The 25,576-nt window shown below is 68.9% G+C and carries 23 protein-coding genes; 8 read left to right on the top strand and 15 right to left on the bottom strand.

The features are described 5' to 3' along the window. Positions 1–125: 125 nt before the first annotated feature. Together P7A99_RS02405 and P7A99_RS02400 are read right to left on the bottom strand one after the other, a co-directional pair. Positions 126–1,970, bottom strand: a complete 1,845-nt coding sequence (locus P7A99_RS02405; RefSeq protein ID WP_277792352.1) for a hypothetical protein — start codon at positions 1,968–1,970, stop codon at positions 126–128. Beyond that, entirely contained in the window at positions 1,970–3,286 is a 1,317-nt protein-coding gene (locus P7A99_RS02400; protein WP_277792351.1) for an MFS transporter, read from the bottom strand. The genes P7A99_RS02405 and P7A99_RS02400 overlap by 1 nt, the downstream gene beginning before the upstream one ends. Positions 3,287–3,625: 339 nt before the next feature. On the opposite strand from P7A99_RS02400, the gene P7A99_RS02395 reads away from it, so the two are divergent. After that, a complete protein-coding gene (locus P7A99_RS02395) occupies positions 3,626–6,412 on the top strand; it encodes a TonB-dependent receptor (RefSeq protein ID WP_277792350.1) in 2,787 nt (928 codons plus the stop codon). 247 nt (positions 6,413–6,659) lie between these two features. Here the strand turns inward: P7A99_RS02395 and P7A99_RS02390 are convergent, their stop codons facing one another. The 3 genes from P7A99_RS02390 to P7A99_RS02380 all read right to left on the bottom strand — a co-directional run bounded on the left by P7A99_RS02390 (position 6,660) and on the right by P7A99_RS02380 (position 8,663). Next, entirely contained in the window at positions 6,660–7,217 is a 558-nt protein-coding gene (locus P7A99_RS02390) for a hypothetical protein (RefSeq protein WP_277792349.1), read from the bottom strand. A gap of 179 nt (positions 7,218–7,396) precedes the next feature. Beyond that, positions 7,397–8,305 carry a M56 family metallopeptidase gene (locus tag P7A99_RS02385; protein WP_277792348.1) on the bottom strand — a complete coding sequence of 303 codons (909 nt, stop codon included), beginning with the start codon at positions 8,303–8,305 and terminating at the stop codon, positions 7,397–7,399. After that, entirely contained in the window at positions 8,295–8,663 is a 369-nt protein-coding gene (locus P7A99_RS02380; protein WP_277792347.1) for a BlaI/MecI/CopY family transcriptional regulator, read from the bottom strand. Before P7A99_RS02380 ends, P7A99_RS02385 begins: the two co-directional genes overlap by 11 nt. Positions 8,664–8,762: 99 nt before the next feature. Here P7A99_RS02380 and P7A99_RS02375 point away from each other — a divergent pair, with 99 nt between their 5' ends. The 7 genes from P7A99_RS02375 (at position 8,763) to msrQ (ending at position 15,450) form a co-directional block, all read left to right on the top strand. Further along, positions 8,763–11,651 (top strand): bifunctional [glutamine synthetase] adenylyltransferase/[glutamine synthetase]-adenylyl-L-tyrosine phosphorylase, encoded by a 2,889-nt coding sequence (locus tag P7A99_RS02375; RefSeq protein WP_277792346.1) that lies wholly within the window; start codon positions 8,763–8,765, stop codon positions 11,649–11,651. 220 nt (positions 11,652–11,871) lie between these two features. Then, positions 11,872–12,264: an EF-hand domain-containing protein gene (locus P7A99_RS02370; RefSeq protein WP_277792345.1), complete on the top strand. Its 393-nt coding sequence runs from the start codon at positions 11,872–11,874 to the stop codon at positions 12,262–12,264. A 34-nt stretch (positions 12,265–12,298) separates the two neighbouring features. Then, positions 12,299–12,859 carry an RNA polymerase sigma factor gene (locus tag P7A99_RS02365; RefSeq protein ID WP_277792344.1) on the top strand — a complete coding sequence of 187 codons (561 nt, stop codon included), beginning with the start codon at positions 12,299–12,301 and terminating at the stop codon, positions 12,857–12,859. Positions 12,860–12,881: 22 nt separating this feature from the next. After that, positions 12,882–13,313: a hypothetical protein gene (locus tag P7A99_RS02360; RefSeq protein ID WP_277792343.1), complete on the top strand. Its 432-nt coding sequence runs from the start codon at positions 12,882–12,884 to the stop codon at positions 13,311–13,313. Beyond that, positions 13,310–13,828 carry a periplasmic heavy metal sensor gene (locus tag P7A99_RS02355; RefSeq protein WP_277792342.1) on the top strand — a complete coding sequence of 173 codons (519 nt, stop codon included), beginning with the start codon at positions 13,310–13,312 and terminating at the stop codon, positions 13,826–13,828. The genes P7A99_RS02360 and P7A99_RS02355 overlap by 4 nt, the downstream gene beginning before the upstream one ends. Positions 13,829–13,849: 21 nt before the next feature. Further along, positions 13,850–14,800, top strand: coding sequence for a protein-methionine-sulfoxide reductase catalytic subunit MsrP (gene msrP, locus P7A99_RS02350; RefSeq protein WP_277792538.1), 951 nt, complete (start codon positions 13,850–13,852; stop codon positions 14,798–14,800). Beyond that, positions 14,800–15,450, top strand: coding sequence for a protein-methionine-sulfoxide reductase heme-binding subunit MsrQ (msrQ, locus tag P7A99_RS02345; RefSeq protein ID WP_277792341.1), 651 nt, complete (start codon positions 14,800–14,802; stop codon positions 15,448–15,450). Before msrP ends, msrQ begins: the two co-directional genes overlap by 1 nt. A gap of 133 nt (positions 15,451–15,583) precedes the next feature. Here the strand turns inward: msrQ and P7A99_RS02340 are convergent, their stop codons facing one another. The 10 genes from P7A99_RS02340 to P7A99_RS02295 all read right to left on the bottom strand — a co-directional run bounded on the left by P7A99_RS02340 (position 15,584) and on the right by P7A99_RS02295 (position 25,487). Beyond that, positions 15,584–16,804, bottom strand: coding sequence for a dipeptidase (locus P7A99_RS02340; RefSeq protein WP_277792340.1), 1,221 nt, complete (start codon positions 16,802–16,804; stop codon positions 15,584–15,586). A 94-nt stretch (positions 16,805–16,898) separates the two neighbouring features. Continuing rightward, a complete protein-coding gene (locus tag P7A99_RS02335) occupies positions 16,899–17,162 on the bottom strand; it encodes a hypothetical protein (protein WP_277792339.1) in 264 nt (87 codons plus the stop codon). A gap of 1 nt (position 17,163) precedes the next feature. Beyond that, a complete protein-coding gene (gene radC, locus P7A99_RS02330; RefSeq protein WP_277792338.1) occupies positions 17,164–17,928 on the bottom strand; it encodes a RadC family protein in 765 nt (254 codons plus the stop codon). A gap of 261 nt (positions 17,929–18,189) precedes the next feature. Continuing rightward, positions 18,190–18,993, bottom strand: coding sequence for a MetQ/NlpA family ABC transporter substrate-binding protein (locus P7A99_RS02325; protein ID WP_277792337.1), 804 nt, complete (start codon positions 18,991–18,993; stop codon positions 18,190–18,192). A gap of 91 nt (positions 18,994–19,084) precedes the next feature. Continuing rightward, the gene (locus P7A99_RS02320; protein WP_277792336.1) at positions 19,085–19,444 is read right to left on the bottom strand and encodes a hypothetical protein; all 360 of its coding nucleotides are present in this window, start codon (positions 19,442–19,444) and stop codon (positions 19,085–19,087) included. A 229-nt stretch (positions 19,445–19,673) separates the two neighbouring features. Next, entirely contained in the window at positions 19,674–20,156 is a 483-nt protein-coding gene (locus P7A99_RS02315) for a GNAT family N-acetyltransferase (protein ID WP_277792335.1), read from the bottom strand. Then, the gene (locus P7A99_RS02310) at positions 20,153–20,815 is read right to left on the bottom strand and encodes a methionine ABC transporter permease (protein WP_277792334.1); all 663 of its coding nucleotides are present in this window, start codon (positions 20,813–20,815) and stop codon (positions 20,153–20,155) included. Before P7A99_RS02310 ends, P7A99_RS02315 begins: the two co-directional genes overlap by 4 nt. Beyond that, positions 20,812–21,813 (bottom strand): methionine ABC transporter ATP-binding protein, encoded by a 1,002-nt coding sequence (locus P7A99_RS02305; RefSeq protein ID WP_277792333.1) that lies wholly within the window; start codon positions 21,811–21,813, stop codon positions 20,812–20,814. Before P7A99_RS02305 ends, P7A99_RS02310 begins: the two co-directional genes overlap by 4 nt. Positions 21,814–21,826: 13 nt before the next feature. Then, on the bottom strand, positions 21,827–24,325 hold the full coding sequence (locus P7A99_RS02300; RefSeq protein WP_277792332.1) for a S9 family peptidase: 2,499 nt from the start codon (positions 24,323–24,325) through the stop codon (positions 21,827–21,829). A gap of 445 nt (positions 24,326–24,770) precedes the next feature. Further along, the gene (locus tag P7A99_RS02295; protein ID WP_277792331.1) at positions 24,771–25,487 is read right to left on the bottom strand and encodes a hypothetical protein; all 717 of its coding nucleotides are present in this window, start codon (positions 25,485–25,487) and stop codon (positions 24,771–24,773) included. Positions 25,488–25,576: the final 89 nt, after the last annotated feature.

Genomic DNA, 25,576 nt, shown 5'->3' with positions numbered 1-25,576 from the left:
TCCGGGACCCAGGGGGACTGGGCGCGGCGGCCGGATCGACCGCCCTTCCAGTTGCCGACCCAGTGCGGCGGCCCAGGGTCCCGGATCGGCCTTCGGCCGTCCGGGATGACGAACAATGGGGGGCTCTACCCCACCCTGTCCCAGGGAAAGCTCAGCGTCGGCTGGTTGGCGTGGCGCTTCATCTTCAGGGTCAGGCGCGCGCCGGCGCCCGGCGCCAGCCGCAGGGTGAAGGCCGAGGCGTCGAGCGCCTGAACCGCCCCATCCCCGATCGCCGCGCTCTGGATCTGGTGCTCGCCATAGGCGCCGCCCTGGATCGTCACCGTGCGCGACGAGACCGGGCTGAGATTGACCAGGCTGACCACCGTCTCGTCGTCGGTCAGGCGTTCGACCAGGGCCGCCACGTCCTGCGGAACGCCGGCCCGGCGGCGCTCGGGATCGAAGTAGCGCAGGCGCGCATAGTGCAGCGCGCCGCCCTGCGAGGGCGAAGACTTCGACCACGGCGGCCGGGCGATATGGATGCCGCCCTCCATCAGCTGGATCAGGGCCGTGACGCTGGCCGGATTGATATCGAGCGCGGCGTCGGCCAGGCGGGTGTCGGGGGTCGAGCTATCCTCGCGCTGGGCCTGGGCGCGGGCCTGCACCCGCTCCAGGTCGCCGCGCAGAGCCTTGGCGGGATAGGAGGGATCCTTGCCGTCCAGCCAGTCGAGCCAGGGATGGCCCGCCGCACGGGCGCGGTCGGAGCCCTTCATCGACAGGTACCAGATCTCCAGCCCGTTCGGCTGGTACTCGCCGGGCGCGTAGGAATACCAGCCCTTCGCCCCATACATGCGCGGGGTCGAGACCTTGCCGCCCTCGACCTTCTTCTGGGCGTTGATCGCGTCGTTCTGGCGGCGCCAGACGTCGAGATACTTGTCGTCGCCGGTCAGCAGGTAGGCGTTCATGAAGCCGACCACGGCGCGCGGCACGCGGTTGCGATCCTCGCGCTGGCCGGTGTGCGGCGCCACCGGCGAGAAGCCCCAGCCGTAGGTTCCGCTCCACCAGCGATCCTTGGGGACCTTGCCGTCCAGCCCGACCTTGCTGGGGATCACGTCGCCGTTGGCCCGCGCCCGCTCGATCCAGCCGTCCACGTACTTCAGGATCCAGTCGCGGTACCTGGCCTCGTGGTCCAGCATGTAGGCGTTCATCACCAGGCTGGTGGCCTGTAAATTCAGCGGGCTGTCGCCGACCACGTCGCCGTACTCGTCATAGTGGCGCAGGGTCTCCTCGTACGACCGCTCGCCGTGCTCCATGTAGAAGTGGGTCACGTCGAAGGGGTCGCCGGCCCAGTCGAGCGGCGTGGCCTTGCGCAGCATCGGACCCCGGCTGCCGGTGATCATGCTGCGGATGATGTTGAGCTTGGGATCGTAGTTCGGCGTGGTCGGATCCTCGCCGGTATAGAAGCCCGAGAACCGTTTCGCCCGCTCGCGGAAGCGCGGATCGTTCGGCGCCGACAGGCCCAGCAGGTTGAACACCGACAGCCCTTCGGAAAGGTGCTGCCAGTCGCTCATCACCGGGAACTCGCGGAAGTACATGCCCTCGCGGGCGAACGGCACGTCCTTGGTCCTGGCCGCCGTGTACTGGCGGACATTGCCCTCGAAGGCCTTCTGGGCCAGCTCGAGCACGCGGTCGCCGGCGCCCAGGGCGTGCAGGGTGGGCCAGTCGTTGACGTTCTCGATGGCGTCGTCGGGGCCGTCGTTGGCGCCCCAGCGCTCGAAGGCCAGCAGGTAGCCGCGGTCGTCGAAATAGCGGGCGAAGAAGGCCTCGCAGGCCGCCTCGTTGGCCTTCAGCAGTTCGCGCTGCAACAGGGCCCATTCGGGCGCGGCCATCGGCGTGGTCACGGTCAGGGCGGCGGGCGCGGCGCCGGCCGTCCGGCCGACCCCTGCGAGAACCAGGGCCGAGGCGCCGGCCAGGACATGGCGTCGAGAGAGCATCAGGCCGCCTTCAGTTGCAGGCGCTGGATCTTCCCGACGATCAGGAAGTAGGCCAGCACGGCGATCAGGCAGTGGGCGCCGACGAAGATCAACGCCCCGTCGAACGAGCCGGTGGCCTGGACGATGTAGCCGATGACGATCGGGGTCACGATGCCGGCCGTGTTGCCGAAGGTGTTGAAGACGCCGCCGGTGACCCCGGCCATCTCCTTGGGCGAGGTGTCCGACACCACCGCCCAGCCCAGCGACGCCACGCCCTTGCCGAAGAAGGCCGCGGCCATGATCACGATGACCAGCCACTCCTGTTCGACGTAGTTGCAGATGACGATGCAGGTGGCCAGGATCATGCCCAGCAGCAGCGGCGTCTTGCGGGCGATGTCCAGATTGTCGGTCTTCTTCAGCAGATGGTCGGAGATCATCCCGCCCAGCAGGCCGCCGGCGAAGCCGCACAGGGCCGGCAGGGCCGCCGTGAACCCGGCCTGCAGGATCGACAGCCCCCGCGCCTTCACCAGATAGATCGGGAACCAGGTGACGAAGAAGTAGGTCAGCACGTTGATGCAGTACTGGCCGATATACACGCCCAGCAGCATGCGGCTGGTCAGCACCTGCTTGACGTTGGCCCAGGTGAAGGCGGCGCCCGCATTGGCGGCCTTGTCCTCCATCCGCACCAGCCCGCCGCCGGCCTCGATGTAGTCGAACTCGGCCTTGTTGATCTTCGGGTGCTCGACCGGGCTGTGGATCAGCCTGACGAAGAAGAAGGCCGCGACGATGCCGACCGCGCCCATGACGAAGAACACCGAACGCCAGCCGAAGTCGTGGGCCAGCCAGCCCATCAGAGGCGCGAAGGCGACCAGCGAGAAGTACTGGGCCGAGTTGAAGATCGCCGAGGCCGTGCCCCGCTCCGAACCCGGGAACCAGGCCGCCACGATGCGGGCGTTGGCCGGGAACGACGGCGCCTCGGCCAGGCCCACCAGGAAGCGCATGAAGAACAGGGCGACGGCGGCGGCGAGCCCGGTGAACACGCCCGAGAAGCCCTGCAGCAAGGTGAAGCTGGACCACAGAACCAGGGCCGCGGTGTAGATCTTCTTGGAGCCGAAACGGTCAAGCAGCGCTCCGCCGGGGATCTGGCCCAGCACATAGGCCCAGGCGAAGGCCGACATGATGTAGCCCATGGCCACGGGATCGAGGCCCAGCTCCTTGGACGCCGACTGGCCGGCGATCGAGAAGGTGGCGCGGTCGGCGTAGTTGATCGTCGTGATGATGAAGAGCGTCGCGATGATCAGCCAGCGCACGCGGGTACGCCTGGTGGTGTCGGTCATGGACGCTCTCCCTTGTCGCCGCTCTGTCGTCGGCGCTTTGGGAGGACGCTAAGGGGCGTCGGGGCCCAGGTCTAAGTCAAATCGCCTATGGACCGATCCACGGGCGACATGGATCAAACCGGCTCGCGCATCGAAACCCAAGGCTGTCAAAGGATAGCCCGCGCGCGAGGCGGCAGGCGCCGCAGCGGAAACCTGTGGATCGGTGCACATCGCGCATAGGTCCATACCCGATTGGGATTGGCCCTCTGATCGAACCCGTTCCTATGGTTCAGGCAACGAAGAAGCAGGCTCAGCCGGCTTCCAAAAGCGGCCCGCGCAGACGGGCATCGGGAGGGACAGATGACGTCCAACAGGAATCTCCGCCTGCGCGCCGTGCTCGGCGCCAGCGCTTCGGCCTTCACCATTCTCGCCGCCGGCGTCGCCATGGCCCAGGAGGCTCCGGCGCCGGCGGCCGAACCCGCATCCGACGAGGTCGAGGCCATCGTCGTCACCGGCTTCCGCGCCAGCCTGCAAAGCGCCATCAACCTCAAGCGCAACGAAAGCGGCGTGGTCGACGCCATCAAGGCCGAGGACATCGCCCAGTTTCCCGACCTGAACCTGGCGGAGTCGCTGCAACGCATCCCCGGCGTGTCGATCTCGCGCATCAACGGCGAAGGCCGCCAGATCACCGTTCGCGGCCTGGGCTCGGAATACACCCGCGTCCGCATCAACGGCATGGAGGCGATCTCCACCACCGGCGGCACCGCCAACAGCGGCGGCACCAACCGCGGCCGCGGCTTCGACTTCAACGTCTTCGCCTCGGATCTCTTCAACAGCATCGCCGTGCGCAAGACCGCCTCGGCCGACGTCGAGGAAGGCTCGCTGGGCGCCACGGTCGACCTGACCACCGCCAAGGCCTTCGACAGCGGCAAGCCCCAGCTCGTGCTGTCGGCCGGCGCCAGCTACAACGACCTGTCGGAAAAGACGACGCCGCGCGTCTCGGTGCTGGCCAGCAACGTGTTCTTCGACGGCAAGGTCGGCGCCCTGCTGTCGGTGGCCTACGAAGAGCGCCACCTGAAGGAGGAAGGCGCCAACATCACCCGCTGGGCCACCGGCGCCAGCAACGGCGGTTTCAACAGCGCCTCGACCGTGCCGGGCTACACCATCGCCCAGATCAACAGCAGCAGCCTCTTCGCCCCGCGCATCCCCGGCTATGTCAGCTACGACATCGAGTCCAAGCGCCTCGGCGTCGCCGGCTCGCTGCAATACAAGCCCACCTCCGACACCCAGATCACGCTGGACGCGCTCTACGCCTACCTGGCCGGCACGCGGAAGGAAGCCCAACTGCAGGCCATCGGCCTGTCGCGCGCCAACACCGGCAAGCCGCAGACCATCATCCGCGACGGCGTCGTCGAGAACGGCAACCTGGTCGCCGCCCGGATGGACAATGTCGATCTGCGCACCCAGGCGGCCTATGACGAGCTGAACACCGAGTTCAAGCAGTTCACCCTGTCGGGCACGCACGACTTCAGCGCCAATGTGCGGGTCGGCATGCTGGCCGGCTATTCGGACTCGACCTTCACCCAGCCGGTCTCGACCATCGTCACCTTCGACCGGGCCAACAGCGCCAACTACCAGTACGACTTCCGCAAGGGCCGCGCGCCGCAGATCCTGCTGGGCTTCGACCCGACCGATCCGGCCAACTGGGCCTCGACCAACGGCACCTCGGAAGTGCGCATCCGCCCGCAGTTCGTCGAGAACCAGTTCTCGACCGCCAAGGTCTATGGCGAGTGGGACCTGAACGACAACCTGCGCCTCAAGGGCGGGTTCGACTGGCGCAAGTTCGAGTATGACAGCTACGGCCAGTACCGGACCAGCGAGACCGTGGTCCAGACCCTGACCCCGGCCCAGCTGGCCTCGGTGTCAAAGGTGTTCACGGGCTTCGGCAGCGGCATGGACCTGCCGGAGGGCAACTTCACCTCCTGGCTGATCCCCGACATCGACAAGTACGCCGCCCTGCTGGGCATCTACAGCAACAGCGGCATCTACGCCCTGACCGACACCAACAACTCCAGCGCCCGCGGCCAGTACGGCGCGGTCGAGGAGCAGGACTATGGCGCCTATGTGCAGGCCGAGTTCAAGTTCGACGCCTTCGGCCTGCCGTTCCGCGGCGACGCCGGGGTGCGCCGGGTGCACACCGAGCAGGAATCGGCCGGCTACGCCGCCGTGGCCGGCGCCATCCAGCGCGTGGAGGTCAAGCGCGACTACGACCTGACCCTGCCCTCGTTCAATCTGGCCGCCGACCTTTCCGACACCGTCGTGGCCCGGGTCAGCGCCGCCCAGACCATCGCCCGTCCGGGCATCGGCTCGCTGTCGCCCGGCGGCGACGTGGCCGTGCAGGGCGCCAACCGCAGCTACAGCTCGGGCAACCCGTACCTGACCCCGACGAAGTCCGACAATCTGGACTTCTCGCTGGAATGGTACCGCGAGAAGGGCGCGATGATCGCGCTGGGCGTCTTCTACAAGCGCATCGACACCTTCGTGGCCACCCTGCGCCGCGAGGCCGTCTACAACACCCTGGGCCTGCCGGACTCTCTGCTGACCGGCACCGGCGCGACCAACGACCAGGTGTTCCAGGTCACCCAGCCGGTCAACAGCGACGGCGGCGACCTGAAGGGCTTCGAGATCAACGTCCAGCAGCCCTTCACCTTCCTGCCGGGCTTCTGGAGCAACTTCGGCGTGGTGGCCAACTACACCTACGTCGACTCCCAGATCGAGTACCTGACCTCGACGACGCCGGGCGCGCCGACGGTGAACGCCACCCTGGTGGGCCTGTCGAAGAACGCCGCCAACCTGACGCTCTACTACGAGACCCCCAAGTGGAGCGTGCGCGGCTCGCTGGCCTATCGCGACGGCTACCTGACCCAGGTGCCCGGCAGCGACGGCAACACCGTCCAGGGCACCAACGAGACCCTGAACATCGACATGCAGGCCAGCTGGAACATTCGCGACAACCTGAAACTCTCCGTCGAGGGCGTGAACCTGACCGACGAGTTCAACGACCAGTACGTCGGCGATAGCAACCGGCTGAACGTCTACACCCACAGCGGCCGCCAGTTCCTGGTCGGCCTCCGCTACAACTTCTAGGCGCGATCCTACCTCCCCCCGGCGCCTAGGCAGCCCGCGTCGCTCTCCTTCCAGGGCGGCGCGGGTTTTCTTTTGGGGGGAAGAGGGGTGAGGAGCCGATCCGCCCCCTCCTCCGCACTCCCCCGCGAAGGCGGGGATCCAAGCGGCCTCTCGGTGTGGAGGCGCGGCCGAGCTCGAGCCTGCGGACTCGGCTTGGGTCCCCGCCTTCGCGGGGATGGGCGGTGTTTATCCGGAAAGCCCCTGCCCCTCACCTCGGCATGGTCGTCGCCTGGCGGCGCACGATCCGGCAGCGGGTCTGGCCGAACTTGGTGGCGCAGAAGCCGGTCTCGTCCGAGCCCTGGCGGATCACCGCCCAGCGGTCGCGATCGCACTGATGCCAGACCTCGCGGAAACGGCCCTTGTCGTCATAAGGAAACACCGGCGTGTCCCCATCGGTGTAGAATTGCGTCATGCCGGTGAAGCCGCCGAAGCTGGTCTTGCCGTTGACCACGCCGCAGACCCGGCCGGTGCGCATCATCCACACGCCCCCGAACTCCAGCTCGCGCGACTGCTTGAGGCGGGCGACCAGGACGGGATGCACCACGGCCCAGCGCCGGGCGGCCTCACGTTGGGCGGGCTCCAGCGCCGCGCCTTTCGCCGGCGGCAACGCCCCCATCGCCCGCTCGAACCGGATGAAGTCGAAGATCCCGTAGGCCAGGGCCGCCAGCATCGAGCCGACCATGACAAGACCGAGGATGCGCCAGGCGACAGCGACGCCGCGCTTGCGGCCGACATGGGCGTCGGGAACGGGCAGGACGAACGACACGGTGATCTCCCCCTCTGATCGAAAGAAAGATTACATGTGTAGTTTTTAAATTCAACCGTCCCGCCGCACGGCGCCGACCACAATCGGGCGGATCTCAACAACCCCGCCCAGTCCCCCGGGTCCCGGATAGGCCCTGCGGGCTTTCCGGGATGACGGACCTTGGGAGGCAGAAAGCCCCCTTACCGCGCCCTCGTGTCGACGTTGCGGTGCAGCGGCGGCGGGGTGACCCCGTCGACGAACAGGCGGGCGGTGCCGCCGGGCACCCGGAAGGCCGGCACGTCCAGGCCGCGCGGCGCCAGGGTCCAGACCGCCAGCACGGTCATGACCGTCAGGGCGGCGATGGTGACGGTCAGCCCCTCGGCGGCGACCGGGCCGGGCCCGGCCAGCACCCGCACGCGGGCGACCAGCGGATGGCGGCCGAAGGCGCAGGCCAGGGGCGAGGCCGCCGTGCAGGCGTGGGCCTTCATCAGGGTTTCGGCGTAGCGCTTGCGGGCTTTGGGGATCAGGGCCACGACGTCGGCGTCGCAGGCGATTTCCTGGTCCAGGCGGGCGATCGCCGCGCCCAGATGGACGAAGGGGTTCAGCCAGCCCAGCACCTGCAGGGCGGTGATGATCAGGTTGCCGCGCGGATCGCCGCGCCGCATGTGGGCGCGCTCGTGGGCCAGAACCAGTTCGCGCTCGCCCGCGTCGAAGCGCTGGGCGAAGTCGTGCGGGATGACCAGGCGCGGGCAGAACACGCCCATGACCGCCGGTCCTTCCAGCCCGGCGCGGGCGCGACGGCGGAAGGCCCGCTCGCCAAGGGCGATGAAGCCGGCCAGGCCGACGACCCCGACGATCCACACCGCCAGCATGGCCACGGCCAGCAGGCGCTCGGGCGGCTGGGCGGCGCTGCCCGCCTTCAGGGCCTCCGACAGGCTCGGAAACACGCTGACCAGGGCCGCGATCGGCGCCAGGCGCCACAGCTTGTAGGCCGCCTCGGCGCCGACCAGCCGGCGAACCGGAACGCGCAGCGCCAGGACGACCAGCACCCCCGCGGCGGCGGCCAACTGGGCCCTCAGCAGGGTGACGGCCAGCAGCTCAACCAGCATCATCCAGCTCCGCGATCAGTTGCTTCAGTTGCTTGACCTCGTCGGGCGACAGCGAGCGGTGCTTGGCGAAATGGGCGACCAGCGGCGTCAGGCGGCCTTCGAACAGGCGGTCCAGCAGGCCCTGGCTCTCGGTCTGCAGATATTCGGCGCGGCTGACGATCGGCACGTAGCGGACGCGGCCGTCGATACGGCGCGACTCGATGGCCTTGCGCTTGAGCAGGCGGTTGATCAGCGTCTTGACCGTGGCCTCGCCCCACCCTTGCGGGCCGGCGACGGCCTCCAGGATCTCCTCGACGGTCAGGGGGCTCTGGCTCCAGAGCGCTTCCATGACGTGGCTTTCGGCGTGGGTGATGCTCATGGCTGTCCGCTGGCTCTACTGAGCTGAATGATTACGCCCGTAAATGAAGCCGTCAAGCGGTGCTTGGCGGACGCCGCTGGTCGTTTAAGAGTGCGCGCCATGACTCTTCTGCTCGCCCCTCGCCTCGCGCCCTGCGGTCCGATCGTCGATCCCAAGGCCGCCGAACGCGCCCACGAGATGATCGCCAAGCGGGCGGGCGAGCGGATGAACACCGTCGACGCCGCCTGGCCGGCCCTGGCCCCCGTGTTCGCCGCCAGCTCCTACCTGGCGGGCCTCGCCCGTCGCGACGGCGTGCGCCTGCCGGGCATCCTGGACAGCGAGCCGGAGGCGCGCCTCGCCCAGATCCTGGCGGCCGCCTTGGACGTCGCCGCCGAGCCCGACTTCGAGACCGCCCGCAAGACGCTCCGTGAACTGAAGGCCGACCTGCATCTGCTGACCGCCCTGTGCGACCTGGGCGGCGTCTGGGATCTCGACGCGGTCACCGGCGCCCTGACCCGCTTCGCCGACGCCAGCCTGCACGCGGCCCTGGCCCAGGCCGCGCGGGTGGAAGTGGCGCGCGGCGCCCTCACCCATGTCGGAGACGGCGAGGACGGCCCCATCCCGGGCCTGTTCTGCATCGCCATGGGCAAGCACGGCGCCTTTGAGCTGAACTATTCCAGCGACATCGACTTCTCGATCTTCTACGCGCCCGAGGTGCTTCCCGTCAGCGAGGGGACCGAGCCGCAGGGCGTGGCCGTGCGCCTGACCCAGCACCTGGGCCGGATGCTGGCCGAGCGCACCGGCGACGGCTACGTCTTCCGCATCGACCTGCGCCTGCGCCCCGACCCCAGCTCGACCCCGCCGGCCATGCCGATCGACGCGGCCTTGGACTACTACGAGAGCGTCGGCCAGAACTGGGAGCGGGCCGCCCACATCAAGGCCCGCATCGCGGCCGGCGACATCGCGCGCGGCGAGGCGTTCCTGGCCGAGCTGCAGCCCTTCATCTGGCGGCGCAATCTCGACTTCGCCGCCATCGCCGACATCCATTCGATCAAGCGCCAGATCCACGCCTACAAGGTGGACGAGCGGCTGGAGGCCAAGGGCGCCGACCTGAAGCTGGGTCGCGGCGGCATCCGCGAGATCGAGTTCTTCGTCCAGACCCAGCAGCTGATCCTGGGCGGCCGCCATCCGGACCTGCGCAGCCCCCGCACGCTCGATGCGCTTTCCGCCCTACGCGACGCCGGCCACGTGACGCCGGAAGACTGCGCCTACCTGACCGCCGCTTATCACGACCTGCGGGCCCTGGAACACCGGGCCCAGATGATCGCCGACGACCAGACCCACAAGCTGCCGGAGTCCGACACCGACCGGAAAAAGGTCGCCGCCCTGTGGAACCAGGGCAACCTGCGCAGCTTCGACGCCGCCGTCGGCAAGATGCTCAAGGGCGTCAACCAGCGCTACGGCGCCCTGTTCAAGGGCGAGGAGGAGCTGTCGTCGCGGTTCGGCAGCCTGGTGTTCACCGGCGTCGAGGACGACCCCGAGACCCTGGCCACCCTCAAGCGCATGGGCTTTTCGAACCCCGAGCGGGTGGCCGCCACCATTCGCGGCTGGCACCACGGCCACATCGCCGCCACCCGCACCGAACGCGGCCGCGAGCTCTTCACCCGCCTGGCCCCGCGCCTGCTGGACGCGGCCAATGCGACGGGGGCGCCGGACGCGGCCTTCAACCGCTTCGCCGACTTCTTCGCCTCGCTGAGTTCGGGCGTGCAGATCCAGTCGCTGTTCCTGGCCCAGCCGCGCCTGTTCGAGCTGGTGGTGCAGGTCATGGCCTTCGCCCCGCGCCTGGCCGCCACCCTGGCCCGCCGGCCGACGGCGCTGGACGCCCTGCTGGATCCGGCCTTCTTCGGTCCGATGGAAATGCCCGCCGAGGTCCCCTGGGATCCCAGCGAGTTCGAGCCGTCGATGGACGCCGCGCGGCGCCTGTTCCGCGACCAGGCCTTCCGCATCGGGGTGCGGGTGATGAGCGGCACGGCCGACGCCCGCGACGTGGGCCGGGCCTTCGCCGACCTCGGCGACCTGATCGTCGGCGGCCTGGCGCCGGCCGCCCTGGCCGAGGTCGAGCGGCTGGGCGGCGCCTTCCCGGGCCAGGTGGCCGTGGTCGCCCTGGGCAAGGCCGGCTCGCGCGAGATGACCGCCAAGTCCGACCTCGACCTGATGACGCTGTATGCGGCCGACGAGCCGGCGGGCCAGGGGGACGTCGTTTCGGAGATCAAGGGCTGGAGCGCCGACGTCTTCTACGCCCGCTTCACCCAGCGCCTTGCCTCGGCCCTGTCGGCGCCGACGGCCGAGGGCACGCTCTACGAGGTCGATCTCAAGCTGCGCCCCTCGGGCAGCAAGGGGCCGGTGGCCGTCAGCTTCACCGCCTTCGAGGACTATTACGAGCGCGAGTGCGAGACCTGGGAGCTCCTGGCCCTGACCCGCGCCCGGGTGATCTGGGCCAGCTCGCCGGGCTTCAAGGCGCGCGCGGAAGGCGCCATCGAGGCCGCCCTGCGACGCCCGCGTGACGTGGCCAAGACCGCTGCCGACGTGCTGGAGATGCGCGACCTGATGGAGCGCGAGCGGCCCGGAAAGGGCCCCTGGGACCTGAAGCTGGACCCCGGCGGCCTCGTCGACATCGAGTTCATCGCCCAGTACCTGCAACTGGCCCACGGCCCCAATGGCGGCCCTCTGGCCCAGAACACCGGCGAGGCCCTGTCGGCCCTGATCGAGGCCGGGCTCGCCGACAAGGCGGCCCTGACCGCCGCCCTGTCGGCCTGGCGGCTGGAACAGGACCTGTCGCAGCTGATCAAGGTGGCGCTGGAGAACGGCGACGACCCGGAAAGCGAACCCAAGGCCTTCCGCGCCCTGCTGGCCCGCGCCGGCCACGTCACCCAGTTCCGCTCGCTGAAAGCCAAGCTGGTCAAGGCCAAGGCCGAGGCGCGCAAGGCGTTCGAAGATGTGGTGAGGTAGGGCGACAAGATCCTCCCCCTCTGGGGGAGGTGGCCCGAAGGGCCGGAGGGGGGCCGTTATCAGCTTTCGAGGCGGTGGAAGGTCAGCATCCACTTCCCCCTCCGTCGGCTTCGCCGCCACCTCCCCCTTCAGGGGGAGGATCTCGCACCCGCGACGGAAACGCCCTCCTGCCCCGTTGAAGCTCCAGAAGGACGGGCCATCCCCTCACCCGGAGCATTCGATGAAGACGTTCACCACCCTGGTCGCCGCGACCGCGATCGCCGCCTGCGCCGTCCCGGCCCTGGCCCAGAGCAAGCCGGCAGGCGACAGCCAGACCGCCTTCGCGAGCCAGCGCGCGGCCCAGATGCTGGCCAAGCTGGACGCCAACAAGGACGGCAAGCTGTCCAAGTCCGAGTTCGAGGCCATGCGCCAGAAGAAGGCGGATGGGGCGAAAGCCGGCCGCGGCGAACGCCTGTGGGGCCGCCTCGACGCCGACAAGGACGGCTTCCTGTCGCGCGCCGAACTGGAGGCCATGGCCGGCAAGCGCTTCAAGCGGATGGACGCCGACGGCGACGGCGTGCTCACCTCGGCCGAACGACAGGCCGCGGCCGGCAAGGCCAAGGCTGCGATGTGACGGCCGGCATGGGCTTGGCGTGACGAGGTGAGGCTTGGCGAGCGAGGGGGAAGACCCCGACCTGGCGTTGCTGGAAGGCGTGGGACGGGGCGATCAGGCCGCCGTGCGACGGCTGCTGGACGCTCGCCTGCCGCGCATCCTGGCCTTGGCGCGACGGCTGCTGGCCGATCCGGACGAGGCCCAGGACGTCGCCCAGGAAACCTTCCTGCGGGCCTGGAAGCAGGCGCCTTCGTGGCGTCCGGGCCAGGCCCGCTTCGACACCTGGCTGCACCGCGTGGCGCTGAACCTGTGCCGCGACCGGCTGCGTCGACGGCGGGAGACGAGCATGGCGCAGCCGCCGGAAGTGGCCGACCTGGCGCCCACCGGCGAGGGCGCGCTGCTGGGCGTCCAGATCGGCGGCCGCATCGAGGCGGCCCTGGCCACCCTGCCCGAGCGCCAGCGCGAGGCGATCGTGCTGTGCCACCACCAGGGCCTGGGCAACAAGGAGGCCGCCGCCCTGCTGGACGTCTCGGTCGAGACGCTGGAAAGCCTGCTGGGCCGTGGACGGCGCGCCCTGCGCGCGGCCCTGGCCGACCTGATGGAGGCGGTTCGATGAGCTTCAAGGAGGGCGCGCGACCATGACCCCCGACCGCTTCGCCGAACTGGCGGCCGCCCACGGCGGCGACATCGGCCGCTGGCCGCAGTGCCTGCGCGAGGCCGCCCGCGCGGCCCTGGCCGCCGATCCGCACCGCCTGGGCGCGGTGCTGGCCGCCGAGGCGGACCTCGACCGCCTGCTCGACCTGGCCCCGGCTCAAGGCGCCGACGCCGCCCTGCTGGGCCGGCTGCTGGAGGCCGCGCCCAAGCCGCGGCGTTCCGCGAGCGCCTGGTGGGCGGGTCTGGCCGCGGGCCTGGGCCTGGCCGTCGCCACCGTGGCCGGCGTCGCCGTCGGCGTCGCCTCGGGCGCGGGCGAGCGGCTGGACCGCCGGGCCGACGCCATACTGGCCGCCGCCTACGACCAGCCCGAGCCCGACACGGCGGCCGAGGCGCTTGAGGAGGCGACCGACCTATGAGCGCCAACCGCACCCTGATCATCGCCTTGGTCGCGTCCGGCGCGCTGAACCTCTTCCTGGTCGGCGGCATCGCCGGCGCGGCCTGGATGCGCCAGGAGGCCCGCCGCGAGGCCCCGATCGCCGCCGCCCAGGCCCAGCGTCCGCCGCTGTGGACCGCCGGCCGCGACCTGCCGCCCGAGCACCGCCGGGCCCTGCGCCGCAGCCTGCGCGAAGCCGCGCTGGAGAACCGCGCCGACGCCCAGGCCGCCCGCGCCGAACGTCGCGCCGTGGTCGAGGCCATGGCCGAGGGCCGCTTCGACCGGGCCGAGGCCGAGCGCCGCATGGCCGCCGCCCGGGCCCTGGAGAGCGGCGTACGCGCCAAGGTCGACGGCCGTCTGGTCGCCTTCGCCGAGAGCCTGCCGCCCGAGGAGCGCAAGGTGCTCGCCGAGGGCCTGCGGCGGGTCTACGCCCCGCGCCAGAAGCCTCGCGACGACCGTCCCGAGCGGCCGCGCAGAAAAAACGACGGCCAGCCATAACCAAACCGCATCCGGCTCCGTATCTTCGACACTGAAACCGGAGACACGCCCGTGCTGATCCGCCACCGCCCCGACCTGACCGACAACGACGTCACCGACCGGGGGCTCTATCTGCGCCGGCGCGAGTTCATCACCGGCGTCACGGGCCTGGGGCTGGCGGGACTGGGCGGAGCCGCGAGCGCCGCGCCGCTGGCCTTCTCCAAGGGCTTCTCGACCACCGAGAAGCCGACGCCGAAGGACGACATCACCAGCTACAACAACTTCTACGAATTCGGCGTCGACAAGGGAGATCCCGCCGAAAACGCCGGGCGCTTGAAGACTCGTCCCTGGACCGTTCGCGTCGACGGCGCCTGCGAGGCGCCCAAGACCTTCGACATCGACGCCCTGATCAAGGGCAACAAGCTTGAGGAGCGCATCTACCGCCTGCGCTGCGTCGAGGGCTGGTCGATGGTGATCCCCTGGGTGGGCTTCCCGCTGAAGGACCTGATCGCGGCGGTCAAACCCACGTCGAAGGCCAAGTTCGTCGCCTTCGAGACCCTGATGCGCCCCTCGGAAATGACCGGCCAGAAATGGGACGTGCTGCAGTGGCCCTATCGCGAGGGCCTGCGCATCGACGAGGCCGTGCACCCGCTGACCCTGATCGCCGTGGGCCTCTACGGCGAGACCCTGCCCAACCAGAACGGCGCGCCGCTGCGTCTGGTCGTGCCGTGGAAGTACGGCTTCAAGAGCATCAAGTCGATCACCCGGATCAGCCTTGTCGACCGCCAGCCGCCGACGGCCTGGAACCTGTCGGCGCCGCGCGAATACGGCTTCTATTCCAACGTCAATCCGGCCGTGGACCACCCCCGCTGGTCGCAGGCCACCGAGCGCCGCATCGGCGAGTTCCGGCGGCGCGACACCCTGGCCTTCAACGGATACGGCGAGTGGGTGGCGGATCTGTACCGCGGCATGGACCTGAAGAAGTTCTACTGATGAAGGACGCTGAAAAAGCCCCCTTCCCCCTTGATGGGGGAAGGGCTCGAAAGAAACGCCCCTCGAAAACCCGCGACAACCTGGTCTACGCCGCCGTCTGGCTGGCCTGCGCCGCGCCGCTGGTCTGGCTGGCCTTCCGCGCCTTCACCGGCGATCTCGGCGTCAATCCGATCGAGACCCTGGTGCGGCAGCTGGGCGTCTGGGGCCTGCGGCTGCTGCTGGTCGGCCTCGCGATCACCCCCGCCGCGGCGATCCTGAGGAAGCCGCGTCTGGTGCGTTTCCAGCGGACCATCGGCCTGTTCGCCTTCGCCTATGTGTCGCTGCACCTCCTCAGCTACATCGGCGTCGACCTCTATTTCGACTTCGGCCAGCTGTGGAAGGACATTCTCAAGCGGCCGTTCATCACCCTCGGCATGGCCGCGTTCGTGATGCTGGTTCCGCTGGCGGTGACCTCGACCAACGGCTGGGTGATCCGCATGGGCCGGGCGGCCTGGAGCCGGCTGCACTGGCTGATCTACGTCATCGTGCCGTTGGGCGTGGCCCACTACTACCTGCTGGTGAAGGCCGATCATCGGCCGCCGCTGGTCTATGCGGGCATCCTGGCGGTGCTGCTGGGCTGGCGGGTCTGGCGGCGGTTCGCGACGCGCTAGCTCCCTTCCCCCTTGATGGGGGAAGGGTCGGGGATGGGGGTGATCGCTGAGCTGGCAGCCGTGCGTGGCCTTTTATGCCGTGGCCACCCCCACCCAACCCTCCCCCATCGAGGGGGAGGGCTTCTTCAAAGTCTTACTTCCCCGCCCCCTTCGCATAGGCCTGGGCCTGGCCCAGCAGGCGCAGCACGTTGCCGCTCCAGATCGCCTCGATGTCGGCGTCGCTGTAGCCGGCGGCCTTCAGGCGGGCGGTGATCTTGGGCAGGTCGGCCACGTCTTCCAGGCCTTCGACGCCGCCGCCGCCGTCCCAGTCGGCGCCCACGCAGACGGCCTTGGCGCCGCCGATCTTCAGCACGTGGTTCATGCTGTCCATGAAGGTGTCGAAGTTGGCGCGGACCGGCGGGAACTTCTTGTCCAGCTCGGCGCGCTTCCTGGCGTAGGCGACGAAGTCGGCCTGGGTGGCGTCATCGCCCGGCCCCCGGCCCAGGGCCTCCAGGGCGGCCTTGCGCTCGGGGCTGGGCGTCGAGGCGCGCAGATAGACCGAGTTGATGCAGATCGCCCCGCCGCTTTCGGCGATCTTGCGGATATGGGCGTCATCGAGATTGCGCGGATGGTCGAAGACGGCCCGAGCGCCCGAGTGCGAGGCGATGACCGGCACCTTCGACAGGGCCACGGCTTGGTCGACCACATCGTCCGAGGCGTGGCTGACGTCGATCAGTATGCCCAGGCGGTTGGCCTCGGCCAGCCAGCGCAAACCGAGCGGCGAGAAACCGTTCCAGATCTTGCCCTTGGGGTCGGTCGAGCTGTCGGCGAACTGGTTGTTGCGGAAGTGAACGGGCCCCGCCATCCGCACGCCCGCGCCGTAGAAGGTCTGAAGCAAGGTGAGGTCCTCACCCATCGGCCAGCTGTTCTCGATGCTCTGGAAGGCGAACTTCTTGCCCGCCTTGTTGATGCGGATCGCGTCTTCCGGCGTGTAGGCCAGCTCGAACTTGTCGCTGTGGGCCGAGACCATCTCGCGGATTTCGGTGGCGCGGGTCAGGGCGAAGTCGCGGGCCCAGCGATAGCCCTCGGCGGTCAGCTCGCCCTGGCCGGTGTAGATCACGAAGAACCCGCCATCGAGACCGCCGTCGTTCATGCGCGGCAAATCAACCTGGCTGAAGTCCTGCGGCACGCTGTGGCGGTCGACCATGCTCCAGCCGGGCCGGGCGAAGTGCTCGGGCGTGTCGAGGTGGGTGTCCAGCGTCAGGATGCGCTCGTGCAGCGCCCGATCAGCCTTGGAAACAGGGGCTTCGGCGGCGTGGGCGGCGGCGCCCAAGAGGGCGACCGAGCCGAGGAGGACTGACAGCAGGCGACGCATGGAACACTCCGGAACAGCTGATCCAGCCAAGCTCCGCAATGCCGAACCCGGCGTCAAGGACATTAGATTTTCTTCGCGGGATCGGCCTTGCCTGCTAGGGCGGCGGGCAGTCGGTGCGGACCGGCATGCCGTCCTTGTAGGCGAAGTATTCGATGCAGGTAGCCTGGCAGACCACCGCCTCGCGCTTGCCGATGTCGGCCGCGTCGACGACCTCGCCGAAACTGGTCCAGCCGTCGCTGTTCCAGTCCATCTCAGACCAGCCGTAGCCGTGCTCCAGCACGCCCAGAACCACGCCCCCGAAGAAGACGGCCGGCGGCGCCAACAGCACGCCGACGATGACGAGCAGGACCCGCAGCACGTCAGATCAGCCCCAGCGCCTTGAAGCTGGCCACCCCGTCGCGGCCGACCACCAGATGGTCGTGGACGGCGATGCTCAGCGCCTTGCCGGCCGAGATGATCTGTTTGGTCATCTCGATGTCCGGCCGCGAGGGCGTGGGATCGCCGCTCGGGTGGTTATGGAGAAGGATCAGGTTGGAGCTGGAAAGCTCCAGCGCCCGGCGCATCACCTCGCGCGGATAGACCGGCGCGTGGTCGACCGTGCCGTGGTTCATCACCTCGTCGGCGATCAGCTGGTTCTTCTTGTCGAGGAACAGCACCCGGAACTGCTCGCGGGACTCGTTGGCCAGGGCCACCCGCACATAACCTAGCAGCGCGGTCCACGACGAGATCACCGGCCGCTTGGTGATGCCCTCGCGGCCCGCCCGCAGGGTGACCTCATGCAGGATCTTCAGGTCCACCCCCGCCGTCTCGCCGACGCCGGGAACGGTCTTCAGCTCCTCGACCGTGGCGCCCAGCACACCGGCGACCGAGCCGAACCGGGCCAGCAGCGCCTTGGCCAGCGGCTTGACGTCGCCGCGCGGCAGGCTGCGGAAGAGATAGAGTTCGAGCAGTTCGTAGTCGGGCAGAGCAGCCAGGCCGCCGGCCCTGGCCCGCTCGCGCAGGCGCTCGCGATGACCGGAGTGATGGGCGGCGACCAGTGCGGCCTTGCTTGGCTTGGCCGGCTCCGCCGCCTGGGGCGCGCGCAGCGCGGCTTCGGACACCCTCAAGGACTTGCCGCTGACCATCGCACCCCTCTGCGTGAGGGCGATTAGAGCTTAGCAATCAGAGGTTGTCGAGAGCGCGGAGAGCGTCGCAGTGTGAACCGCGCCTATTCCCACGCCCAACATCGCCTTCCTGGGCCCTGTGCCCAGGATCCATCGTTCCACTTGCGAGGCGTCAACCGACGCTTCTCGACCTACACCGCCCCGCAAGCTGACACATGGGCCCTGGGCACGAGGCCCAGGGAAGCAGGAAGTGAGAGCGGAAAAGCTTGAGAACGCTCAGCCTCAGAACGCCGGAACCACCGCGCCCTTGTACTTCTCCGCCATGAACGCCTTCACCTCGGGCGAGGTCAGGGTCTTGGCCAGCTTGGCCACGCGCGGGTCCGAAGCGTTGTCCGGGCGGGTGACCAGGAAGTTCACATAGGGGCTGGTCTTGTCCTCGATCAGCAGCGCGTCCTTGGCCGGGTCGAGCTTGGCGTCCAGCGCGTAGTTGGTGTTGATCACCGCCAGGTCGACCTGGTTCAGCACCCGCGGCAGGGTCGCCGACTCCAGCTCCTTGAACTTCAGGTTCTTCGGATTGGCGGTGATGTCCTTCAGGGTCGAGACCGGATTGGTCGGGTCCTTCAGGGTGATCAGGCCGTTCTTGTTCAGCAGCAGCAGGGCGCGGCCGCCGTTGCTGGGCTCGTTGGGGATGGCCACCGTGGCGCCGGCCGGCAGCTCGCCGATGGCCTTGATCTTCGCCGAATAGGCGCCCAGCGGCTCGATGTGCACGCCCGCTGCCTTGACCAGGCCCCAGCCGCGATCGGCGTTGACGGTGTCGAGATAGGGACCGGTCTGGAAGTAGTTGGCGTCCAGGTGACGCTCGGCCAGCTGCACGTTGGGCTGGACGTAGTCGTTGAACACCTTGATGTCGATCTTCAGGCCTTCGGCCGCCAGCTTCGGCTTGATGAACTCCAGCACCTCGGCGTGCGGCACGGCCGTGGCGCCGACCACCAGCGTGTCGGCCGCCGACGGCGCGGGCTGGCGATTGCAGGCGGCCAGCAGGGCGAAGGCGGCGAGGCTGACGAGGGCGGCGCGGCGGGCGACCATGAACGGCTCCGATAAGTCGATAATTCCGGGAGGGTATTGCGCGAAAACGCCTCCAACACGGAATCAGTTTTCCTGGGGCGGGTAACAGGCCTCAGTCGTCGTTGGCCGGATCTTCCGGGCCCTGGATCGTCCAGTTCGACACGAAGTCGGGGTTCTCCAGCACCTCGCCGTTGGCCAGGGTGTAGGTCCCCGGCTGGGCCGGCCTGATGTTCGAGGTCTGCGGCGGCAGCAGGTAGGTGTCGCCGTCTTCTTCCTCGGTGAGCAGGTCGACGAGGATGCCCTCTTCCGGGTCGGCCGACAGGATGACGCCGTGGAACTGCTCGACGTCCTCGATCTCGCCGTCGGCGTCGAGGAAGGTCAGGCCCACCAGGATGATGCGGCCCGGCAGGGTGTCGGCCAGCGCCTGGTCCCAGTGCTCGGGCGGCGGAGCGGAGAGGATTTCGTCGGTCATTCGGGGTTCTTAAGGCCCGGCACGGTTTGCGGCAATCACTCCGGCCGCCTCTCCAACAATCGTCATCCCGGGCGAAGGACCGCGAAGCGGACCGCAGACCCGGGACCCAGAAGACTGGGCGCCGTGATCAGGTTCGCCGCCCCACCGCTAGCCGACGCAGTACGCCGGCCCCTGGGTCCCGGCTCTACGCGCTGCGCGCTCCGGCCGGGATGACGAGCATTGGGGACAATCACCCCAGGCGCTTGGCCCGCGTCAGGTTCAGCGGCGCATAGCCGGCGGCGGCGAAGAAGGCCTGGGCGCCGGCGTTGTCGGCCCAGGCGTCGAGCACGACGGTTTCCAGCCCCAGCGCCCTCGCCTCGCTCTCCAGCGCGGCCAGCAGCGCCGCGGCGATCCCTCGACGACGGAACGCCGGATCAACGGCCAGGTGGTGCAGGTAGAGCCGCCGGCGGGCCAGGGCGAAGGGCGTCTCGGGACGGTTCTGGACCTCGGCCCAGCCATAGCCGGCCGCCGCGCCGTCGACCTGCGCCAGCAGCAGCCGATGGGCATGCTGGTCCAGCATCCCGCGCAGGAAGGCGGCCAGCGCGACCGGATCGACGGCGGGCTTGAAGATCTTAGGCGACAGGGCCGCGTGCAGGGCCTGCACGCTGGCGTTCAGCGCGACCAGGGCCGAGATGTCGGTGTCGACGGCGGGCCTGATCGCGATCGCGCTCACCGGTGCGAGACCTTCCGCACCACAGCGTCGCCGATCATCTGCAGCACCTGCACCAGGATCAGCAGCAGCACGACGGTGACCACCATCACGTCGGTCTGGAACCGCTGGTAGCCGAAGCGGATGGCCAGGTCGCCCAGGCCGCCGGCCCCTACCACCCCGGCCATGGCCGTGTAGGACACCAGCGCGATGGCCGTCACGGTCGCGCCCGCGATGATCCCCGGCATCGCCTCGGGCAGCAGCGCCCCCAGCACCACCTGACGGCGCGTGCCCCCCAGGGCGAAGCTGGCCTCGACCACGCCCTTGTCGACCTCGCGCAGGGCGGTCTCGACCAGGCGGGCATAGAAGGGCGCTGCGCCCACCACCAGCGGCGGGATAGCCCCGGCCACGCCCAGCGAGGTGCCGACCAGCAGCACCGTCAGCGGGATCATCACGATCAGCAGGATGACGAACGGCACGGAGCGCAGGATGTTGACCAGGAGGCCCAGCGCCGTGTGCGCGGCCTTGTTCTCCAGCATCTGGCCCTTGCCGGTCAGGAACAGGATCACACCCAGCGGCAGGCCCAGGATCACGGTCAGGGCCATCGAGCCGCCGAGCATGGTCAGGGTGTCGAGCGTGGCGGCCGCGATATCGGCCCAGTCGATGTTGGAAAACAGGCTCATGGGCGGCCCTCCAGGCGATCGACCCGCACGTCGGCGGCCTCGAAGCGGGCGATGGCGGCCTCGACGTCGCCGCCGGTCAGCGCCAGGGTCAGCTGGCCGTACGGAGCGTCGCGCAGCTTGTGGATGCGACCGCCCAGGATCGAGTAGTCGACGCCGGTCTCGCGGGCAACAACCCCCAGCACCGGCTTGTAGGTGGCCTCGCCCTTGAAGGTCAGCCGCACCAGCACCCCGGCCGGCAGGGCGGTCTCGGCGGTCTCTTCCACCTCGCCGACGAAGCGGCGCGCCGTGTCGCTGGCCGGATGCAGGAACACCTCCTCGACCGGCCCCTGCTCGACCACGCGGCCGCCCTCCAGCACCGCCACCCGGTCGCAGACCCGGCGCACCACGTCCATTTCGTGGGTGATCAGCACGATGGTGAGGCCGAGTTCCCGGTTGAGGTCGGAGATCAGGGCCAGGATCTGCTCGGTGGTTTCGGGATCCAGCGCGCTGGTGGCCTCGTCGCACAGCAGGATCTTGGGCGCCGTGGCCAGGGCCCGGGCGATGCCGACGCGCTGCTTCTGGCCGCCCGACAGCTGGGCCGGATACTTGGCGGCGTGCTCGGACAGACCCACCCGCGCCAGCAGTTCGGCCGTCCGCGCCTTGATCTCGGCAGGGCTGCGGCCGGCCAGCTTCAGCGGGAAGGCAACGTTCTGCTCGACGGTCTTGGACGACAGCAGGTTGAAGTGCTGGAAGATCATGCCGACGCGGCGACGCAGGGCCCGCAGGCCCGCGACGTCCAGCGCCGCCACGTCGTCGCCGTCGACGATCACCTTGCCGCCGGTGGGCAGCTCCAGGCCGTTGATCAGGCGGATCAGGGTGGACTTGCCCGCCCCCGAGGCGCCGATGACCCCGAACACCTGCCCTTGCGCGACCTCGAGCGAGGCCTCGCGCAGGGCCGCGTGGCCGCTGGAACCTTTCCCAGCGTCATAGGTCTTGGAGACGGCTTCGAAACGGATCACCGGCGGCAGGTCCTTACTTCGCGGCGGGCGCCACGGCGGCCGGGGCGGCTGCGCGCGGCGGGGCGTTCTTGACGTAGCGGTCCATCCAGTCGGTCATCTCCCACAGGGTGTGCATCACCGACTCCCGGGCGCGATAGCCGTGGGCCTCGTAGGGCAGCACGGTGTAGCGCACGGTGGCCCCGGCTCCCTTCAGCGCGGCGTAGAAGCGCTCGCTCTGCACCGGGAAGGTGCCGGAATTGTCGTCCGCCTCGCCGTGGATCAGCAGGATCGGCTCGTTGACCTGCTTCACATAGGTGAAGGGGCTCATCTTCGTATAGGTGTCGGTGGCCTGCCAGTAGGTGCGCTGCTCGGACTGGAAGCCGAACGGCGTCAGGGTGCGGTTGTAGGCGCCAGACCGCGCGATGCCGGCCCGGAAGAGGTCGGTGTGGGCCAGCAGGTTGGCGGTCATGAACGCGCCGTAGCTGTGGCCGCCCACGGCGATGCGGTCGCGGTCGGCCACGCCCAGAGCCACCACCGCGTCGACCGCGGCCTTGGCGTCGGCGGTCAGTTGCTCGACGTAAGTGTCGTTGGGCTCGGCGCCGTCCTTGCCGATGATCGGCATGCCCGGACCGTCCAGCACCGCATAGCCCTGGGTCAGCAGGAACAGGTGGCTGGCGCCGCCCGGACGGGTGAAGCGGTTGCCCGCGTCCACCGTCTGGCCGGCCACCGAGGCGTCGGTGAACTCTTCCGGATAGGCCCACATCAGCAGCGGCAGCGGGCCGTCCTTGGCCTTGTCGTAACCGGCCGGCAGGTAGAGGTCGCCCGACAGCTTCACCCCGTCGGCACGGCTGTAGGTGATGGTCTGCTTGGTGACGCCGGCGAACTGCGGGGCGCGGTCGACGAAGCTGGTCAGGGCCTTGCCGTTACCGCCCTTGAGGGGTTTGACGAAGTAGTTGGGAACCTCGTCCTTGCTTTCGCGGCGGGTGATCAGGGTCTTGCCGGCCTCGTCGGCGAAGGTGACCGGGGCCTCGTAGTACGGGGCCTTGGCCTGCCACAGGCGCGAGGTCTTGCCGTCGGCCAGGTTCATCACGCCCACGAACGGGAACTCGCCCTTGGCGCTCGCGCCCTCGCCGGAGACGAACACGCCCTTGCCGTCCGGCGTGAAGTGCAGGACCTCCTCGCCCAGCGCGTTGCGGCGGCTCATGGGCGAGCCCGGATCGTTGTAGCGGTCCTGGTAGTTGCGCTCGAGCAGCAGGCGGCCGGCGCCGGGCTTCGACGGATCGACGGCGAACTGCTTTTCCTTGCGGTTGTCGAACCAGCGGCTGTGGACCAGGGCGAAGTCGTCGCGGCCCCATTCGATGCCGGCATAGCGCAGGTCCAGGTCGACCAGGGTGACGGGCGCGGCCTCGAACGGCGCGGCCTGCATCAGCACGCGGTCGTGGATCTCGACCTTCTTCTTCGGATCGCCGCCGTCCTGGGCCTCGACCCAGACCAGGGTGGACGGCGCGTCGCCGCGCCACTGCGGGCTGCGCGGACCGGCCACCATCGCGTCGAAGGCCGACGACAGGTTGTCGGCCAGCGGGCGGTCGGCCAGGGTCCTGACCGGCTTGCCGCCCTCGGCGTCGAGGATCTGGATCTCGGTGGGGAAGCGCGCGGCCGGCACCAGATAGCTGTAGGGGCGCTTCAGGCGCGTGGTCAGCAGGTAGCGGCCGTCGGGCGAAACCGAGAAGCCGCTGATCACGCCGGGGGCGCCCACCGGGGTCGCCGCGCCGTCGGCCAGCGACACGCGTGTCAGCTGGCTGGTGAAATAGTGGTCGAACAGCGCCTCGTCGTGGGCGTTGCCCAGCAGGTCCTGATAGGTGCGGATGGCGGCCGTGCGGCCGGCCGACTGCTGGACGATCGGCCCCTCGGGCGCGGCCGGTTCGGCCGGGGCGGCGCCGCGGCCGGCCGGAACCTGGCGAACGATCAGGCCGGCGTCGCCGGGCAGCCAGTCATAGGCCCCGCCGAAGGCGGCGTTCAGGACCGGGCCGGTCAGCTTGCGCACCGTGGCGGTCTTCAGGTCGGCGACCCACAGTTCCAGGCCCGTGGGGGCCTCCATCACCAGGGCCAGCTTCAGGCCGTCGCCCGACCAGCGCGGCAGGATGAAGCGCGCGCCCTTGGGCAGGACGACCTCGCGCACCGCGCCGGTCTTCACGTCCTCGAAGGCCAGGCTGTTCATCCAGGTGGTGCGGGCCTCGATCGGGCCGTTGGTGCGCGGATTGATGCGATAGCCGCCCAGCCGCAGGATCGGATCGGCCACGGCCCGGATCGGCGGCAGGTTCTCGCGGCCCAAGAGGGCCAGGGTCTTGCGGTCTGGGCTCAGCGTGACGCCCGGCGTCGGCGCGGCGTCGAGGATCTGGGCGATCGGCGCCGGCGGCGTCCGATAGGCCTCGCCCGCCACGGCGACCGAAGCGGCCCCGCCGCAAGCCATGGCCGCCAGCACGGCGGTCGAAGCCAGCGCCACGGCGCGGCGACCAAATTGGGTGTCGAACATGAAGCCCCCCGGGAAACGCGTAGGAGGGGCAGCAATAGGCGCGCTTACGGCTCAGGTGAACGGGAAAGTGTGGGGGATTGGGATATCGGTGGTTGGGATTTTCTTGTCAGGCGGAGGAACGCACGGGCTTTCGCCTTCAATACGAAGCCCAACCGAAGAAACTAGTGACATCACTACCTACATGGTGGTCGAGCGCTAATAAGAACTCTGGGCCCAGTCGGAAAGCGTGCGCACTGTTCTGCCGCCCGACGATCAACCGGAAGCCCTCGACACAAAAATTAACAGAAAGCCTATCAGGATAAGAGCCGACAGAAGAATGACTGCCAAACGTCCCTCGGCTGCTGCTTCGAGCAGACGTGAGATCCGGATCCTGAGCTTTGGAGGAGGCGGGGGTGAGATCGGAACGGTCATGGCTGGAGGGTGCCGATCCAACCGGCGTTGCGCATTATATTTTGGACGCAACGTCGCTGGCGGATAACGGGCAGAGCTGGCCACAGTCGTCGAACATCCTGCTCCACCGATCCCCTTCCTGTTCTAGCTCACCTGGCGCAAACCAACGCTTCACTGTGCTCGGGGAGACGCCGAAAGCTTCGCCGAGAATGGCCAACGTGGGAGAGATACCACGGGCCTTGAGCTGCCCCGCGAGAATGGCCGCATTTTGCCTCGATTGGCGGATCCGCCCTACCTCCTCATAATGGCTCGCCGGGCCACCCAACCGCTCGCGAATAAGAACTATCAGATCGCGCGAGATCGTAAGGTCGTCGTTCCAGCTCATCGCGTCCAAAATGCAGACGATTATCCAGTCGATGAGCTTATGCGGGACTACTCGCTCTCTGGACGCTAAGTGGGTTTCTCCAGTTCCAGCTAGGTGTCGGCTATCGACTATTGCTTGCAGGAGGCGAAGCGCTATTGCATCGACTGCCTCAGGAGCAGCATCCAAGAGCCCTCCAAGTAAATCCGGGTCGAGCCCGAATTTCTCGAACTCCTCCCGCATGTAGAACATGGCCTCGAAGCCACCCGTGACAGCCACCTCGATCTCGGCGGCCGGATCGCTTCGACGAAGATCGAGATAAGTTTCAATCGTAGGCGTGGCTTTGAAGGCGCGGGACGCAGCGTTGAACCCTCCATCGGGTTCGCTTCCGAACTGTCGGTGGCGGCTCATCGGCACTCCCAAGAGTCTCTTCTGAACTCGAATTCAGCTGATAGAATAACTAATCGACAATCGCTCAAGTAGCCTCGCCCTTTTATAGA

The sequence above is a fragment of the Caulobacter endophyticus genome, assembly GCF_029543245.1.
In the GTDB taxonomy this organism is placed as follows: domain Bacteria; phylum Pseudomonadota; class Alphaproteobacteria; order Caulobacterales; family Caulobacteraceae; genus Caulobacter; species Caulobacter endophyticus_A.
This window is presented reverse-complemented; position numbering and strand designations above follow the sequence as displayed.

Excerpts from the sequence above, each read along its gene's own strand:
- P7A99_RS02405 (WP_277792352.1), bottom strand. The coding sequence starts at position 1,970 with ATGCTCTCTCGACGCCATGTCCTGGCCGGCGCCTCGGCCCTGGTTCTC.
- P7A99_RS02400 (WP_277792351.1), bottom strand. The coding sequence starts at position 3,286 with ATGACCGACACCACCAGGCGTACCCGCGTGCGCTGGCTGATCATCGCG.
- P7A99_RS02395 (WP_277792350.1), top strand. The coding sequence starts at position 3,626 with ATGACGTCCAACAGGAATCTCCGCCTGCGCGCCGTGCTCGGCGCCAGC.
- P7A99_RS02385 (WP_277792348.1), bottom strand. The coding sequence starts at position 8,305 with ATGCTGGTTGAGCTGCTGGCCGTCACCCTGCTGAGGGCCCAGTTGGCC.
- P7A99_RS02380 (WP_277792347.1), bottom strand. The coding sequence starts at position 8,663 with ATGAGCATCACCCACGCCGAAAGCCACGTCATGGAAGCGCTCTGGAGC.
- P7A99_RS02375 (WP_277792346.1), top strand. The coding sequence starts at position 8,763 with ATGACTCTTCTGCTCGCCCCTCGCCTCGCGCCCTGCGGTCCGATCGTC.
- P7A99_RS02370 (WP_277792345.1), top strand. The coding sequence starts at position 11,872 with ATGAAGACGTTCACCACCCTGGTCGCCGCGACCGCGATCGCCGCCTGC.
- P7A99_RS02360 (WP_277792343.1), top strand. The coding sequence starts at position 12,882 with ATGACCCCCGACCGCTTCGCCGAACTGGCGGCCGCCCACGGCGGCGAC.
- P7A99_RS02355 (WP_277792342.1), top strand. The coding sequence starts at position 13,310 with ATGAGCGCCAACCGCACCCTGATCATCGCCTTGGTCGCGTCCGGCGCG.
- msrQ (WP_277792341.1), top strand. The coding sequence starts at position 14,800 with ATGAAGGACGCTGAAAAAGCCCCCTTCCCCCTTGATGGGGGAAGGGCT.
- P7A99_RS02340 (WP_277792340.1), bottom strand. The coding sequence starts at position 16,804 with ATGCGTCGCCTGCTGTCAGTCCTCCTCGGCTCGGTCGCCCTCTTGGGC.
- radC (WP_277792338.1), bottom strand. The coding sequence starts at position 17,928 with ATGGTCAGCGGCAAGTCCTTGAGGGTGTCCGAAGCCGCGCTGCGCGCG.
- P7A99_RS02325 (WP_277792337.1), bottom strand. The coding sequence starts at position 18,993 with ATGGTCGCCCGCCGCGCCGCCCTCGTCAGCCTCGCCGCCTTCGCCCTG.
- P7A99_RS02320 (WP_277792336.1), bottom strand. The coding sequence starts at position 19,444 with ATGACCGACGAAATCCTCTCCGCTCCGCCGCCCGAGCACTGGGACCAG.
- P7A99_RS02310 (WP_277792334.1), bottom strand. The coding sequence starts at position 20,815 with ATGAGCCTGTTTTCCAACATCGACTGGGCCGATATCGCGGCCGCCACG.
- P7A99_RS02300 (WP_277792332.1), bottom strand. The coding sequence starts at position 24,325 with ATGTTCGACACCCAATTTGGTCGCCGCGCCGTGGCGCTGGCTTCGACC.
- P7A99_RS02295 (WP_277792331.1), bottom strand. The coding sequence starts at position 25,487 with ATGAGCCGCCACCGACAGTTCGGAAGCGAACCCGATGGAGGGTTCAAC.